Origin of the sequence: Micromonospora palomenae, assembly GCF_007829925.1 — a bacterium.
Lineage (GTDB): Bacteria > Actinomycetota > Actinomycetes > Mycobacteriales > Micromonosporaceae > Micromonospora > Micromonospora purpureochromogenes.
In genome coordinates this window covers 1,191,843-1,206,681 of the sequence record NZ_VIXA01000002.1, presented here as the reverse complement: position 1 = coordinate 1,206,681, position 14,839 = coordinate 1,191,843, and the positions used below count along the sequence as shown (strand labels likewise).

The following is a 14,839-nucleotide window of genomic DNA, read 5'->3' as shown; positions in this document are numbered from 1 at the left end:
TGGTCGCCGGTTCCGCGGGTACCACACGGGGCGGGAGCCCGACCGACACCCGATCGAGGTGATGTCATGACCGGCACGACGCTCGACGACTACACCGACCGGTACGCCCGGCGCGTCCGCGGGATGACCGCCTCGGAGATCCGGGCGCTCTTCGCGGTGGCCAGCCGGCCGGAGGTCGTCTCGCTCGCCGGTGGGGCACCCTACATCGCCGCGCTGCCGCTCGACGCGGTCGGCGAGATGCTGGGCAGGCTCGGCTCCGAACACGGGGTGACCACCCTCCAGTACGGCATCGGCCAGGGCACCCTGGAGCTGCGCGAGCGGATCTGCGAGGTGATGGCCCTCTCCGGCATCGACGCGTCCTGCGGCGCCTCCCCGGAGGACGTGGTGGTGACCGTCGGCGGCCAGCAGGCCCTCGACCTGGTGGCCCGGCTCTTCCTCGATCCCGGGGACGTGGTGCTCGCCGAGGGCCCGACGTACGTCGGCGCGCTCGGGGTGTTCCAGGCCGCCCAGGCCCAGGTCGCGCACGTGCCGATGGACGACGAGGGGCTGATCCCCGAGGCGCTGGAGGTGGCCATCGCCGACCTGGCCCGCGCCGGGCGCCGGGTGAAGTTTCTCTACACCATCCCGACCTACCAGAACCCCACCGGCGTGACGCTCAGCGAGGAGCGCCGCGAGCGGGTGCTGGACATCTGCGAGCGCGCCGGCCTGCTCGTGGTCGAGGACGACCCGTACGGTCAGCTCGGTTTCGAGGGCGAGGCGCCCGCGCCGCTGCGGGCCCGCCGCCGCGACGGGGTCTTCTACCTGAGCACCTTCTCCAAGACCTTCGCCCCCGGCCTGCGGGTCGGCTGGATCCTCGCCCCGCACGCGGTCCGCGACAAGCTGGTGATCGCCAGCGAGGCGCAGATCCTCTGCCCCAGCGGCTACGCCCAGGCGGCCGTGGCGACGTACCTGTCGACGATGCCGTGGCGGGAGCAGCTGAAGGTCTACCGGGAGGTCTACCGGGAGCGGCGGGACGCGATGCTCACCGCGCTGGAGGACCTGATGCCGGCCGGCACCACCTGGACCACTCCGGCCGGTGGCCTCTTCGTCTGGGCGAACCTGCCGGACGGCCTGGACGCCAAGGCGATGATGCCCCGCGCCATCGCCGCCCGGGTCGCCTACGTGCCGGGCACCGGCTTCTACGCGGACGGCACCGGCACCGGCAATATGCGGCTCAACTTCTCCTTCCCCTCGCCGGAGCGGATCCGGGAGGGCGTCCGCCGGCTGGCCGGCGTGATGGAGCAGGACATCGCCATGCGCCGGGTCTTCGGCACGGTGACCCCGGCCGGGCGCCGGCGGCAGGGCGGCGCGGACGCGCCGGGACCCGACTTGGCATGATTCCGGCATGGCCGTGACCTCTGCCGGGGCATCCCCCGTGACCGATCCCGCCGTCACCGCCGACCTGCACGTGCTGGTGCTCGCCGGTGGCCTCTCCTACGAGCGGGACGTCTCGCTGCGTTCCGGCCGCCGGGTGCTCGACGCGCTGCGCGCGGTCGGCGTGGAGGCGGAGCTGCGGGACGCCGACGTGGCGCTGCTGCCCGCCCTGGCCGCCGACCCGCCGGACGCGGTGGTGATCGCGCTGCACGGCGCGACCGGCGAGGACGGTTCGCTGCGCGGCGTGCTGGACCTCTGCGGCGTGCCGTACGTGGGCTGCGACGCCCGCGCCTCCCGGCTGGCCTGGGACAAGCCGTCGGCGAAGGCCGTGCTGCGGGAGAACGGCATCCCCACCCCCGACTGGGTGGCGCTGCCGCACGACCGCTTCTCCGAGCTGGGCGCGGTGGCGGTGCTCGACCGGATCGTGGACCGGTTGGGGCTGCCGCTGATGATCAAGCCGGCCCAGGGCGGTTCCGGCCTGGGCGCCGCCGTGGTCCGGGACGCCGCGGCGCTGCCCGCCGCGATGGTGGGTTGTTTCGCGTACGACTCGACGGCGCTGGTCGAGCGGTACGTGCCCGGCATGGACGTGGCCGTCTCCGTGGTGGACCTCGGTGACGGCCCGCGCGCCCTGCCGCCGGTGGAGATCGTGCCGCGCAACGGCGTGTACGACTACGCGGCCCGCTACACCGCCGGCCGGACCACCTGGCACGCCCCGGCCCGGCTGGACAGCGCCGTCGCCGACACGGTCACCGAGGTGGCGCTGGCCGCGCACACCGCCCTGGGCCTGCGCGACCTGTCCCGGGTCGACCTGATCGTCGACGCCGACGGCCGACCGCACGTGCTGGAGGTGAACGTCTCGCCGGGCATGACCGAGACGTCGCTGCTGCCGCTGGCGATCCAGGCGGCCGGGCTGGACTTCGGTCGGGTGCTGGGGTCGCTGGTCAGCCGCGCCGCCGCCCGGCGCGGCTGACCGCTTCCCTGCGCTGCCGATGCAGCGGTCGGGTGGAACTACCCGGCCGCTGCGTTGGGCCAGCGCGTCGGTGAACGATCGCCCGGGCGGGCCGAGCAAGGGGTGCGCTCGCTCTTGCCGGCAGTAGGACGAAGACCGCGGCCAGCGGGTCGACGTTTCCCCCGGTTACTAGTCAACGACTGGTGTTCGCCGGCCACGCGCTCCCCGCGGCGGCCTCACCTCACGGGCCCGGTTCCTCGGCGGGGCTGCGCAGCGGACTGGCCGCCGACCCCGTTCCAGACCCCGTCACCGCCCGGGGATCGTCACCGTCCCGAGGTCGTCTGTGCTTTAGATGCCGTCGCCTCGCCGGTAGCGTCGTCGTGCTGGGGAGCGGCACCCTCCTGGTCGCCGTTGCTGTCCTCCGCGTCGGCGCTGTCCGCGTCGGCCGTCACCTCGGTGTCGGCGGTCACCGTGGCGTCGGCGGTCACCTCGGCGTCGGCAACGTCGTCCGAGTCGTCCGCCGGTACAGGCGTCTCCTCGTCCGACTCGATCACCGACACCGGCTCCTCCTGCTGCTCTGCGGTCTCCTGCTCCCGAGAGGCCTGCGCGGACAGGCTGGACGGCGCCTGCCACTGGATGCGCGGCGGCTCGGCCAGTGGGCGTCCGCCGAACTCGGCCAGCCAGGCCGCCACCATGGCGAGGTTCTCCCGCCACTGGGACTCGGAGATGGGCGGCAGGATCGAGTCCCACAGCGACAGGAAGGTGCCCCGAAGCTGAAGCCGCCCGTACGGCCGGGCCAGGAACCACATGTGCAGGTGCGCCGACCCGTCACCCCAGCGGTTGACGTGCACGCGGGCGACGCCGTCCAACGACCGGATAGCGCGTTCGAGTCGTACCGTCATGACTCCCAGCTCGGCGGCGAGCAGGTTGGGCAGGTCGCCGAGGTCGAGGTGGGAGCGGGACTCCAGGATCAGCACCATCGGCAGGCCGGTGGGCCGGTCCATGGCGCGTACCCGCCATCGCTCGCCCACCCAGATGTAGGCGTCGTCGGGGGCGTTGCAGGCCGTGCATTCCCGGTGCCCTTCGCCCTTGCGGGGCGGCTCGACCGGGACCGGATCCTCGAGTTGCTTGACGCGGAGGTCCCCCTCGAAGGGGAAGGAGGGCCACTGGGTGAAATCCGGGACTGCGGGAGGGGTGTCGTGCACGACGCTGACCCTAACCGAGTCGGAGACCGCTGTCCCTACCCGAACGACGACGATCGTGAGTCCATCTCGTGGGTGGCGGGGTGCCCGGCGAGAGCGCACGAACGCCGCCCGAGAGCAGTTGTCCACAGGCTGGTGAGATCACCACCACAGCACGTCATCCACAGGCCAGGACGCCATCTGACACCGTGTTTCACGTGAAACGAGGGGTGCCTGTGGAAAACCGCTGTGGATAACCGGGGGTTCAATCCACAGCCCCGACCACAGGCAGGGCGGGCCCGTTTCTCCCAACGAGCGAAGCGCCCGTTGGCTGCTGCCGGAAGCGGCGTTTCTACCGGGCGTCGCACGCCGGCGGCGGGCACCGGGATGGGCATTCCCGTCGTCGACGCGCCTCATCTTCGATCTGCCGCAGTCGGTGTTCCGGGTTGAGCGGGCCTGCAACCGCAGGGGGCCATCATCGGTCCGGATCGCTTCCACGTCGGCGCGGGCGTCGGAGGCTGGAGCGGAGCGATCCGTGGGTAGGCCCGAACGACCGCTCGCTCGTTTCACGTGGAACCTCGCCGGTTTCACGTGGAACGCCGGGAGGTGGTCTCCCCATGTGGCGAGCGGGCGCGGCGATTGCGGCCAGGGCCGGCGGCGTCCCAGGCACGGACCGACCGCCGTGGCCGTCCAGCCTGTCCGATGACAACCGGCCGACCTCCTGGAGCGGGGCGCCGACGCGGGCCGCTTGGCGCCCATCGGGTTCGACCGGGATGGCTCGGCCCGGGTGGCGGCGGTGGCTCACTCTCGGCGTGATCCATGAGCCACGTCCTTGTGCGCGACCACCGCGCCAGCGCGGGCCACGATCGCTACGCAGGCGGGCTGGATGCTGGCCCACGTCATTGGGCGCATCTGGCCACCTGGCCCCCGGACTCCGCCGGCGTTGGGTGACTGGCCACCAAAACTTCGCCGGCGTTGATGACTGCCGCCAAGGCTCCGCTCGCGTTGGGTGCCTGCCGCCAGGAGGTGTGGGCGACCTACCTGCGCGTCGAGAAGGCCGCCGACAACGGCTCGACCCGCCGAGGCCTCCGCCGCCGTGATCGGCGGCACCAGACTCGGCTACCCGCTGCCCGACACCTACCACCTCCGGCAGGCTTGTTCGATGACGATCCGGATCTGCCCGGCGAGCGGGACGAGGGCAGCCGACACCACGAGCTGACATCGGTGAAGCCGGCAGCCCGGGCAGCTCGCCGATCGCCTTTGGCGCACTCCAGCCGCACCCGCCGAAGGCGGAGCGCTGGCATTGAGATCGATCCCCCTGGGCGGAGTCTGAGTCGTTGGGCATGTCACGGGAGTGCTTTCCCAGGGCTCGTTTCACGTGAAACGAGGGGCCGAGGTGCCGGCCGGTCGGGCAGGTGTCATCTCCTCCCCAACCGGAGCGACCACCAATGCCCTCTCAGGCGCCCCAGGCGGGACAAGGCCGGTCACTGCACCCCCGGGTTGCCACAGGGGCGCATCGAGGGCTCAGGCGGCGCTACAGGGCCTCCTATGACTAACCCTGAAAGAGCCAGCGTCCGAGCCACGCCCACGGCGGGCGGCGGGCGGCGGGCGGCGGGCGGCGGGCGGCGGGCGGCGGGCGGCGGGCGGCGGGCGGCGGGCGGCGGGAAGATACCGCCACGACGAGCAACCCGTCCGCCGAGTCACTGGCTTATCCCGTGAAGCAGAGCGACGAGGACGGCACGTTCCTCGCGCTGCGTTCGCCACCCGCTTGGTAGATGACCCTCTCGCACGTCTGTCCCCGTAACCCAGGCCGGTGATGGAAGCTGCCGACCATTTGGCGGGTCCGGTGGGAACTGCGAGTTGCCGCCCAGCCCAACACCAACCCGGTCGGTCTGCCGGTTCGCGACGCATCGGCTGCCCGCCACCGGCCCCTCCGCCGGAAGCCGCACCGCCTCACTACCGACAACCCGGCCGGCCCGGGGTCGAGCCGGTCCCGATGAAGTGCTCAGCGACGCAGCCTCCCGAGGAAGCCGCCACGGCGGCCCCGACGCCCTCGACGGCCTCCAGCCGCCGCCCAGCCCAACGCCGCGCACCGGTTTCACGTGAAACACGTCGCGGCGCCCACGCAAGACGCGCAAGCCACCGACGCCCGCAGCGGCTGCGGCAAACGAACCGGCCGCGTGCCCTCAGGGGCGACGCGGCCGGTGATGAAACCCAGGGGCGGGGTCAGTCCTCCGCCTCCTCCTGCTCGCCGACGCCGATGATGCCCACGATCCGCTCCAGGTCGTCCACCGTCGCGAACTCGATGGTGATCTTGCCCTTGCTCCGGCCGATGTCGACCTTCACCCGGGTGTCGAAGCGGTCGGAGAGCCGGTCGGCCAGATCGGTGAGCGCCGGGGCGTGCGGCTTGGTGCGCCGCTTCGCCGCGGGCGTCTTCGCCGGCCCGTCGTTGAGCGCGAGCGCCACGATCTCCTCGGTCGCGCGTACGGACAAGCCCTCGGCGACGATCCGGAGGGCGAGCTGTTCCTGCGCCTCCGCCTCGTCGAGGCTCAGCAGCGCCCGGGCGTGGCCCGCCGAGAGCACGCCGGCGGCGACCCGGCGCTGCACCTGCGCCGGGAGGTTCAGCAGCCGGATCGTGTTGGAGATCTGCGGCCGGCTGCGGCCGATCCGCCGCGCCAGCTCCTCGTGGGTGGCGCCGAACTCCTCCAGCAGTTGCTGGTAGGCCGCGGCCTCTTCCAGCGGGTTGAGGTTCGCCCGGTGGATGTTCTCCAGGAGGGCGTCCCGGAGCATCGCGTCGTCCTTGGTGTCCCGGACGATCGCCGGGATGCTCTCCCGGCCCACCGCCTGGGCGGCCCGCCACCGACGCTCGCCCATGACGAGTTCGTACTTCTCGGCGTCGAGCTGACGGACGACGATCGGCTGGAGGAAGCCGACCTCCTGGATCGAGGTCTTCAGCTCCTCCAGCGCCTCCTCGTCGAAGACGTGCCGGGGCTGCTTCGGGTTCGGCACGATCGCGTCGACCGGGATTTCGGCGAAGCGGGCACCCGGGACCGGGCTCAGCTGCGGCTCGGGGGGCGCCGACGGGGTGGCGACCGGCGCGGTCACCGCCTCGACGGGAGGGGCGCCCGCAGTACCGCCGGTGTCGGCTTCGACGGGCGCGGTGAGGGTGGTGCCCGGCGCCTCCGGTGCCGGCCCGGTCGGGATCAGCGCCCCGAGCCCTCGACCCAGACCGCCACGGGGACGGTTCTTCATGCGACGCCTCCCAGCGACTCGTGCGCACTACGCATTCCGGCTCACCGGCTCCTTGACACCGCGCTCGGCAATCTCCTGGGCGGCCTCGAAGTAGCTCGTCGCCCCCCGCGAACCGGGATCGTAGGTCATCACGGACTGCCCGTAGCTGGGAGCCTCGGACACCCGGACGTTGCGCGGGATGACCGCCTGGAGGACCTTGTCGCCGAAGTGGTTCCGGACGTCCTGCTCGACCGCGTCGGCCAGTCGGGTACGCCGGTCGTACATGGTGAGCAGGATCGTGGAGACCTCGAGCTTGGGGTTGAGGTGCTGCCGTACCAGGTTGATGTTGTTGATCAGCTGGTTGAGGCCCTCCAGCGCGTAGTACTCGCACTGGATGGGGATGAGCACCTCCTGCGCGGCGACCAGCGCGTTGACCGTCAGCAGGCCGAGCGAGGGCGGGCAGTCGATGAAGACGTAGTCGAAGTGCCCCGGGTACGCGTCGATGGCCCGGGCCAGCCGGGACTCCCGGGCGACCACGGACACCAGCTCGATCTCCGCGCCCGCCAGGTCGATGGTGGCCGGCACGCACCACAGGTTGGGGATGCCCTCGACCTCCTGGGCGACCTCCTCCAGCGGCACGCTGTTGATCAGGCAGTCGTAGACGTCCGGCACGCCGGTGTGGTGCGGCACGTTGAGCCCGGTCGAGGCGTTGCCCTGCGGGTCCAGGTCGACCACCAGCACCCGGTTGCCGTGCAGGGCGAGCGCCACCGCTAGGTTCACCGTGGTCGTGGTCTTACCCACGCCGCCCTTCTGGTTCGCGACGCACATGACCCGGGTCCGGTCGGGCCGAGGCATGGTCACCTCGCCACTCGGATTCAGGATCTGCACGGCGCGCATCGCCTCCATAGCCAACGGTGGGTCATCCTCTTCGCGCGTCGGGGTTTCACGTGAAACGTACGCGGCGGCGGCCGGGTCGACGGCCACGCCCCCGGCCGCCGGCGCCGGCGTGTCCGCGGCGACGGACTCGGAGTCCGCCACCGCGCCGGGGTGCGGCTGCTGGGGTACGGCGGGCGGCACGTTGCCACCGACCGGTGTCTCGAAGCGGGACGGCGCGCCGGAGTTGCGTTGGACCGGGGCGGTGCGGTCGCTGGGCGCGTTGACCGGCCGGCCCGCGTCGTCCGCGATCGGCGGCGGCGGAATGTACGACTCGGGAGAGGGGCGTGCGGCGCCGACCGCGGGCACGTCCCGATGGACCACCGGATCGCAGTCCGGCGGGCCGGCGGAACCCGGCTGGCCGTCGGCGGGCCGGAGGTCGTGGTCGGTTTCACGTGAAACAGGGTCCACTCCGGAGGGAATGCCCTCCGGGCGTCTCACCCGTGGATCGTCGTACCTGCCGTCGTCATGCACCTGTCATCCCTGCCCGCTCCGGATGGTCGGTCCGCACCCCGTCAATCAGGCCACACGCGCACTCGCACCGCAGCGCGTACGGTCCCGGCGGGAGCGGTCGGGACCCGGTGCGCCCGACGCCCGCCCGCCCCACACTATCGACGCGCGGCCAGCCTACGGGGGACGGGCGCGGCGGGTCCATCTCGGTTGTCCGCCGGCCGGTGCGACACGCCGGAACCCGAGCGGGGATCATCGAGCGCGCTTGCGTCCGCCCCGTGAGCGCTTGGGTGCCTTCTTGGCGGACGGCGGTCGGACCACCCGCTCGCGCACGATCTCCACCACGGTGGTCGGCGGGTCGATGACGCCGACACCGCAGAGGTGCACGCTCGGCTCGCCACCACCGAGCCGGTCGATGATCTCGGCGTGCTCCGCGACCTCGTCCGCCGCGGAGGCGCCCTTCAGGGCGATCAGCCGGCCGCCGGGTACGGCGAGCGGCAGGCACCAGCCGGAGAGCCGGTCGAGCGGCGCGACCGCTCGCGAGGTCACCACGTCGGCGCTGAACGGGCCGGTGCCCGTCGCGTCGGTGGCCGCCTCGTCGGCCCGGCCACGGAACACCCGGACCGTCTTGGCCAGCCCGAGCTGCTGCACCGCCTCGATCAGGAAGGAGGTCCGCCGGGCCAGCGGCTCGACCAGGACTACCTGGAGGTCGGGGCGGGCGATCGCCAGCACCAGCCCGGGCAGCCCGGCGCCGGAGCCGACGTCGATGACGCTGGCCCCTTCCGGGATGCGCTCGGCCACGGCGGCGCAGTTGAGCAGGTGCCGGTCCCAGATCCGGGGCGCCTCCCGCGGGCCGATCAGGCCGCGTACCACCCCGTCGGTGGCGAGCAGCTCGGCGTACGCGGCCGCCAGGTCCAGCCGGTCACCGAAGAGCGCCCGGGCCGCCGGGGCCAGCTCGGCCGGCAGCGCGGCGTCCTCCGGCGAGGGAACGGGGCGGACAGGCGACGGCCCGGGCGGCGTGCCACCCGGGCCGGTCACGGCGTCGGCCGTGGCGTCGTCGTGGGTCACCCGGTCAGTCCGCCGGCCGGACGATGATGCGGCGGTTCGGCTCGACGCCCTCGGACTCGCTCTCCACACCGCTCATGGCGTTGACCACGTCGTGCACGCACTTGCGCTCGAAGGCGGACATCGGCTCCAGCCGGACCGGCTCGCCGTGCTCCTTGACCTTCTCCACCGCGTTCTTGGCCACGGCGGCGAGTTCCTTGCGCCGGGTGGCGCGGTAGCCACCGACGTCGAGCAGCAGGCGGCTGGGCGTACCGGTCTGGCGGAACACCGCGAGCCGGGCCAGCTCCTGGAGCGCCTCCAGGGTGGCGCCGCGCTGGCCGACCAGGTTCTGCAGCTGCGCGCCGACCACCTCGACGACCGGGCGCCCGCCGGAGACCAGCTCGTCGATGTCGCCGTCGTAGTCGAGGATGTCGAGCAGGCCCTCGATGTAGTCGGCAGCGATCTCGCTCTGCGCGAAGAGCTCGCCCTCGCCGGCGGCCTTCTTCGGGGCGGCACCCGCCTCGGCCGCCGCCTCCCCGGCCTCCTCGGGCTCGCCCTCACCGGTCACGGCGGTCGGCACGATCTCCTCGTCCACGGACTGCTCCGCACTGGGGATGCTGGTGTCGGTCACGGTGTCATCTCCGTACTCGCTCGGCCGGACCGTCGGGTCCGCTGGTTTCCCGGGGCGTCCGGCGGGAGAAGGCCGGTGCCCACGGGCACGTCTTGTACGGGCAGTCTCGCCCGTGACCGCGCCAGGCGCGGCGGGTTCCGGCCCGGCGCCGGCCGTACGGCGGCTGCGCGATGCCGGAAGGCCGCCGCCGGTGGTCCCGACGGCGGCCCTCGGGTCAGCCCTGCCGCTTGGCCGGCCGACCCTTCTTCGGGTTGGTGGGCTTCGCACCCGGCTTCGGCCCGGCGACCTTCGGCGCGGCGGGCTTGGCCGGCACCTGCGCGGCGGGCTTGGCGCGGCTGAGGAAGCCGCCGGTCTTGGCCGGCTGCACCGGATTGCGGGGCGCCGTGCTGCCGGGCTTCTGGTTGGTCACCAGCGGCGGGAACTTGCGCAGCACCCACTGCTGCTGGCCGAGGGTGAAGAGGTTGTTGGTGACCCAGTAGATGATCACACCGATCGGGAAGATCGCGCCGGAGATCAGCAGCGACAGGGGGATGCCGTAGAGCATCAGTCGCTGCACCATCCGCTGCTGCGGGTCCTCCGCCCATCCGGTCTTGAGGATCATCTGGCGGCTGGTCAGGTAGGTGGTGCCCATCATGACCAGGACCAGGATGCCGGCGATGATCTTCACGGTGGTGCCGTTGGCGCCGAGGCGGGCCAGCTCGTCGGCGGTCGAGCCGAACTTGCCGGCGATCGGGGCGGTGAAGATCTTCGCGCTGGAGGCGCTGTTGAACTGGTCGACCGTCCAGCCGTAGAGGGTCTTGTTCGACTTGGCCGGGTCGAGGCGACGCAGCACGTGGAAGAGACCGAGGAAGACCGGGATCTGGAGGAACATCGGAAGGCAGCCCATCAGCGGGTTGGCCTTTTCCTTCCGGTAGAGCTCCATCATCTCCTTCTGGAGCGTCTCCCGGTCACCCTTGTGCTTCTCCTGCAGCTCCTTGACCTTGGGCTGGAGCGCCTGCATCGCCCGCTGCGACTTGATCTGCTTGACGAAGACCGGGAAGAGGATCACCCGGACGGTGACCACCAGGAAGATGATCGCGAGGATCCAGGCCCAGTTCGTGCCGAGCACCGAGCCGACCGGCACCTTGATGGCGTCCCAGGCCGAGTGCCAGGTCAGCAGGATCCACGAGATCGCGTAGTAGATCCAGTCGAGACTCAATTCTCAGGCTCCAGTCACGTCGGCACGGCGGCGGCTGCCCGGCTCGGGCACCGGGTCGTGTCCACCTGGGTGGAAAGGGTGGCAGCGCGACAAGCGCAGGACCGTCAGGCCGGCTCCCCGGAGCGCGCCGTGCCGGGCCACCGCCTCCAGGGCGTACGCACTGCACGACGGGTAGAACCGACAGCGGGCCGGCAGCGCCGGGCTTATCCAACGACGGTACGCGATGATGGGGCCACTCAGCACTCGGGCACCCAGGCTGGTAGGCCGCGAACCGGCGGATCCGGTGCTCATCGGGACCGCCGCCCCCGGGGTGCCCGCGCGGCGGCGATCGCCGCATCCAGGTCGGCCCCCAGCCGGAGGTAGTTCGCCTCGGCGGCGGCGGGCAGTGCGCGTACCACCAGGGTGCTTCCCTCGGGCAGCGCGGCCAGGCGCTCGCGGACCAGGTGCCGCAGCCGGCGCCGGACCTTGTTGCGGACCACGGCGGGGCCGACGGCCTTGGACACGACGAAGCCGGCGCGGGTCGGCGCGGAGATCGTCTCCGTGCCGCTGACCCGCGCCGGCTCCGGCGAGGTTGTCGCGGTGGGTTCGGGGGTCGTCGGCAGCGTCAGGTGGACGACGACGGCACCTCGTCCGGCGCGTCGGCCACCCCTGACCGCTGCGGCGAAGTCATTGCTGCGCCGCAGTCGCTGTGCGGCCGTCAGCACGACTGCCCACGTCCCCCGGACCGGACCCGGTCGGCTCAGGCCGACAGGCGGGTGCGGCCCTTGGAGCGGCGGGTCGAGATGATGGCGCGACCGGCCCGGGTGCGCATGCGCAGCCGGAAGCCGTGGGTCTTCGCGCGCCGGCGGTTGTTCGGCTGGTAGGTGCGCTTACTCACGTCAGGCTCTCCGTTTTCGTACGTCCACGGCGCGGGATCGCCGGGGTCGTGTGGTGGTCCAGGCCACCTCGGCGGTGACCATCCGATCCATGCTGCCCGGCGACCCGGGACCTCGGCGATGCGGGGAAGTGATCGCGGACAGCAAGCACCCATCACCCTAGCAGAGGGCGACAGAGCAGCCCCTCCAGCCTACGCAGGGGGGCAATGACCGTCAAACAGGTCACCGGAGGCACGAGCAGGGCGGCCGTACGACCGAACCGGCGGTTTTCACTGATGCCGCCAAGCGGCCGGAGCGTCGGCGGTTGATGGTGCCGGGCCGTCGCTGTTACCGTGCCCGATTGCGGTCAGCGTCGGGGGTCCGGGTTGTCGCTGGCAGGCAAGACCGGACACGGCAGTGAATCGTTCGCCACGGTGAACCCGCGCAACGTCCCGCCCGACCAGGGGGGCAGGTCCGACCCGCGCACGGCGGGCGGCACAATCGGTCGGTACACACAGGCTGTGGATAACTTGTGGATGCCGGTCGGTCAGCCGCCCGGTGGGGTGAGGTACCACCCGCTCGAACGCGGTGGCGGGCCCGGAACGGCCGACTGGACGACAGCGGCGACCGGGAGCAGAGGCGAGGGGGTGGCACGACGGTGGCCGGTACGACCGACCTTGCTGCGGTGTGGACCGCGGCGACGGACGAACTCGCCGACGAGATCATCTCCGCGCAGCAACGCGCGTACCTGCGGCTGACCCGGCTGCGGGCGATCGTCGAGGACACCGCGCTGCTCTCCGTCCCGGACGCCTTCACCCGGGACGTGATCGAGTCCCGGCTCCGCCCGGCCATCACCGAGGCGCTCACCCGCCGGCTGGGCCGACCGATCCAGGTCGCGGTCACCGTCCGGGTCGCCGAGGACACCGCCGGCCGACCCGCCGGCACCGTCTACCGCAGCGGCCCGGAGCCGGCGCAGCTCGGCCTGGACGTGCCCGCGGACGACTTCGCCCCGGAACCGCCCGCCTTCGCGGACCTGGCGCCGGGCTACCCGGAGCTGCCCGCCGAGCCGGAGTCGCCGGTCGCGCCACCGGCATCCGACGGCCACCGCCCGGGCCGCATCCCGGCCAGCCGCGACGGCGGCCAGGACACCCTCTTCGGTGCCGCGTTCGCCGAGCCGCTGCGGGGCGCCGGTCCCGGCCCGGACCGGCGCGGCTTCGAGGAGCGCGCCCTTCCCGACGGGCCGGGGGTCGACGGCCGCGGCTTCGAGCCCGCGTACCGGGGGGAGGCCAGGCCGCCGCGCGACCAGCACGGTCCGCGCGGCCTGCCGCGCGACGGGGGTACGGACAGCGGCCCCGGCCGGTCCGCCGCCGACCACCGACCCGGCGGGCGGGACGACCGTCGCCCCGGGGGCGCGGAGGGCGGCGGCAACCGACTCAACCCGAAGTACATGTTCGAGACGTTCGTCATCGGCTCGTCGAACCGGTTCGCCCACGCGGCGAGCGTCGCGGTGGCCGAGTCGCCGGCGAAGGCGTACAACCCGTTGTTCATCTACGGCAGCTCCGGGTTGGGCAAGACCCACCTGTTGCACGCCATCGGGCACTACGCCACCACGTTGGGCAACGCCCGCTCGGTCCGGTACGTCTCGACCGAGGAGTTCACCAACGACTTCATCAACTCCCTGCGTGACGACAAGACCAGCGCGTTCCAGCGCCGCTACCGCGACGTCGACATCCTGCTGATCGACGACATCCAGTTCCTGGAGAACCGCGAGCGGACGCAGGAGGAGTTCTTCCACACCTTCAACACGCTGCACAACGCCAACAAGCAGATCGTGATCACCTCCGACCGTTCGCCGAAGCAGTTGGCGACGCTGGAGGACCGGCTGCGGACTCGGTTCGAGTGGGGCCTGCTCGCTGACATCCAGCCGCCGGACCTGGAGACCCGGATCGCGATCCTGCAGAAGAAGGCGGCCCAGGAGCGGCTGTACGCCCCGCCGGACGTGCTCGAGTTCATCGCCTCCCGGGTGTCGAACTCGATCCGGGAACTGGAGGGCGCGCTGATCCGGGTCACCGCGTTCGCCAGCCTCACCCGGTCGAACGTCGAGCTGTCACTGGCCGAGGAGGTGCTGCGGGACTTCATCCCGGACGGCACCGGGCCGGAGATCACGGCCGACCAGATCATGGTCTCCACCGCCGACTACTTCGGGGTGAGCCTGGAGGACCTGCGCGGGCACTCCCGGTCCCGGGTGCTGGTCAACGCCCGCCAGGTCGCGATGTACCTGTGCCGGGAGCTGACCGACCTGTCGCTGCCCCGGATCGGGCAGGCCTTCGGTGGGCGGGACCACACCACGGTGATGCACGCCGACCGGAAGATCCGTCAGCAGATGGCGGAGCGCCGCTCGCTCTACAACCAGATCGCCGAGCTGACCAACCGGATAAAGCAGAACACCTGAGCGACGGCTTCGGGTCGCGGCGCGGCGTCAGACGCGCCGAGCCGAAGTCGTCGTCACGTACGTCACGCCGGCGCCCGCCGGTGAGGAAGCGCGGAGAAGCGCCCGGCCAGTTCGGTCGGGCGCTTTTTCGTCCCTGTGGAGAGCCGAGGTTGACCCTGCACCGGGTCGAGGGATCAGGATCGGTGTCGTGTTCGTCCACAGCACGCACCGGTTGTCCACACCCCCTGTTCCACAGGCGGTGGACAACCACGTAGCGTCCCGAGCCGGTTACCCACAGACTGTGGACAAACCCTGGGGACGGAGCTGTGGACGCCTGGGGACGACGGTCCGGTTGTCCACCGACGACGGTCGACCTGTGGGCGGCCTGTTGAAGGTTCTGGGGACAACGGCTCCGGGGGCCCTCGCCGGTGTCCACAGCACTGGGGAGAAACCCGGTGGATTACCCGTGGACAACCGGTGGACAACCGTGGACAACCTGGGGGTCCGGCCGGCCTGTGGACCAC

12 protein-coding genes are annotated in these 14,839 nt (G+C 72.1%); 3 read left to right on the top strand and 9 right to left on the bottom strand.

Annotated elements, in window-relative coordinates; genetic code table 11:
• Nucleotides 1-66 precede the first annotated feature (66 nt).
• On the top strand, nucleotides 67-1,377 hold the full coding sequence (locus tag FHX75_RS16770) for an aminotransferase-like domain-containing protein (protein ID WP_154941040.1): 1,311 nt from the start codon (nucleotides 67-69) through the stop codon (nucleotides 1,375-1,377).
• 7 nt (nucleotides 1,378-1,384) lie between these two features.
• Complete coding sequence (locus FHX75_RS16765) at nucleotides 1,385-2,383, top strand: D-alanine--D-alanine ligase family protein (protein WP_154941038.1); 999 nt, start codon at nucleotides 1,385-1,387, stop codon at nucleotides 2,381-2,383.
• A gap of 302 nt (nucleotides 2,384-2,685) precedes the next feature.
• Here FHX75_RS16765 and FHX75_RS16760 read toward each other — a convergent pair whose 3' ends face one another.
• The 9 genes from FHX75_RS16760 to rpmH all read right to left on the bottom strand — a co-directional run bounded on the left by FHX75_RS16760 (nucleotide 2,686) and on the right by rpmH (nucleotide 11,907).
• Complete coding sequence (locus tag FHX75_RS16760; RefSeq protein WP_154941036.1) at nucleotides 2,686-3,567, bottom strand: hypothetical protein; 882 nt, start codon at nucleotides 3,565-3,567, stop codon at nucleotides 2,686-2,688.
• A 2,202-nt stretch (nucleotides 3,568-5,769) separates the two neighbouring features.
• Nucleotides 5,770-6,795: a ParB/RepB/Spo0J family partition protein gene (locus FHX75_RS16755; protein WP_154941034.1), complete on the bottom strand. Its 1,026-nt coding sequence runs from the start codon at nucleotides 6,793-6,795 to the stop codon at nucleotides 5,770-5,772.
• A gap of 27 nt (nucleotides 6,796-6,822) precedes the next feature.
• On the bottom strand, nucleotides 6,823-8,181 hold the full coding sequence (locus FHX75_RS16750) for a ParA family protein (RefSeq protein WP_425463497.1): 1,359 nt from the start codon (nucleotides 8,179-8,181) through the stop codon (nucleotides 6,823-6,825).
• A gap of 228 nt (nucleotides 8,182-8,409) precedes the next feature.
• Nucleotides 8,410-9,111 carry a 16S rRNA (guanine(527)-N(7))-methyltransferase RsmG gene (gene rsmG, locus FHX75_RS16740; RefSeq protein WP_425463515.1) on the bottom strand — a complete coding sequence of 234 codons (702 nt, stop codon included), beginning with the start codon at nucleotides 9,109-9,111 and terminating at the stop codon, nucleotides 8,410-8,412.
• Between the two features lie 118 nt (nucleotides 9,112-9,229).
• Nucleotides 9,230-9,832 carry a Jag family protein gene (locus tag FHX75_RS16735; protein ID WP_154941028.1) on the bottom strand — a complete coding sequence of 201 codons (603 nt, stop codon included), beginning with the start codon at nucleotides 9,830-9,832 and terminating at the stop codon, nucleotides 9,230-9,232.
• A 214-nt stretch (nucleotides 9,833-10,046) separates the two neighbouring features.
• Nucleotides 10,047-11,030 carry a membrane protein insertase YidC gene (yidC, locus tag FHX75_RS16730; protein WP_154941026.1) on the bottom strand — a complete coding sequence of 328 codons (984 nt, stop codon included), beginning with the start codon at nucleotides 11,028-11,030 and terminating at the stop codon, nucleotides 10,047-10,049.
• Between the two features lie 3 nt (nucleotides 11,031-11,033).
• On the bottom strand, nucleotides 11,034-11,321 hold the full coding sequence (gene yidD, locus FHX75_RS16725; RefSeq protein ID WP_154941024.1) for a membrane protein insertion efficiency factor YidD: 288 nt from the start codon (nucleotides 11,319-11,321) through the stop codon (nucleotides 11,034-11,036).
• Nucleotides 11,318-11,734 (bottom strand): ribonuclease P protein component, encoded by a 417-nt coding sequence (gene rnpA, locus FHX75_RS16720; RefSeq protein WP_154941022.1) that lies wholly within the window; start codon nucleotides 11,732-11,734, stop codon nucleotides 11,318-11,320. Before rnpA ends, yidD begins: the two co-directional genes overlap by 4 nt.
• Nucleotides 11,735-11,769: 35 nt before the next feature.
• Nucleotides 11,770-11,907: a 50S ribosomal protein L34 gene (rpmH, locus tag FHX75_RS16715; RefSeq protein ID WP_117668129.1), complete on the bottom strand. Its 138-nt coding sequence runs from the start codon at nucleotides 11,905-11,907 to the stop codon at nucleotides 11,770-11,772.
• Between the two features lie 635 nt (nucleotides 11,908-12,542).
• Between rpmH and dnaA the strand changes: the two genes are divergently transcribed.
• A complete protein-coding gene (gene dnaA, locus FHX75_RS16710; protein ID WP_154941020.1) occupies nucleotides 12,543-14,336 on the top strand; it encodes a chromosomal replication initiator protein DnaA in 1,794 nt (597 codons plus the stop codon).
• Nucleotides 14,337-14,839 lie beyond the last annotated feature (503 nt).

What these genes read in the sequence shown, in the direction of transcription:
- FHX75_RS16755 (WP_154941034.1), bottom strand. Translation starts at nt 6,795, where the DNA reads ATGAAGAACCGTCCCCGTGGCGGTCTGGGTCGAGGGCTCGGGGCGCTG.
- FHX75_RS16770 (WP_154941040.1), top strand. Translation starts at nt 67, where the DNA reads ATGACCGGCACGACGCTCGACGACTACACCGACCGGTACGCCCGGCGC.
- yidD (WP_154941024.1), bottom strand. Translation starts at nt 11,321, where the DNA reads ATGAGCACCGGATCCGCCGGTTCGCGGCCTACCAGCCTGGGTGCCCGA.
- FHX75_RS16765 (WP_154941038.1), top strand. Translation starts at nt 1,385, where the DNA reads ATGGCCGTGACCTCTGCCGGGGCATCCCCCGTGACCGATCCCGCCGTC.